This is a genomic window from Tritonibacter sp. SIMBA_163 (assembly GCF_046535935.1).
GTDB classification, from domain to species: Bacteria; Pseudomonadota; Alphaproteobacteria; order Rhodobacterales; family Rhodobacteraceae; genus Epibacterium; species Epibacterium scottomollicae.
In genome coordinates this window covers 1-248 of sequence record NZ_JAWJBP010000998.1, presented here as the reverse complement: position 1 = coordinate 248, position 248 = coordinate 1, and the positions used below count along the sequence as shown (strand labels likewise).

Below are 248 nucleotides of genomic sequence, written 5' to 3'. Positions count from 1 at the left end.
CTGCACTACCGATGCTTTCCAGCATGCGGCGAGATATTGAAGACGCCCTGCGAAACAAAACAAAAAATATTATTGTCGCCGTTTTTAAAATTGACATACGTGCCTTTCATACTATCAACAACTTACATGGCCATTACTTTGGCGATGAAATTTTACAACGCATTGCCTGGGAGTTAAACCAATACATACAACCCGGCGACAAACTGTACAGAGAGAGTAGCGATGAGTTTCTTATTTTAGCGCAGGGA

At 41.9% G+C, this 248-nt stretch carries 1 protein-coding gene; it reads left to right on the top strand.

Annotated features, from left to right (window positions below):
• Window positions 1-248, top strand: a 248-nt coding sequence (locus R0J92_RS25325) for a diguanylate cyclase domain-containing protein (protein WP_411053718.1), incomplete at both ends; no start/stop codon positions are given.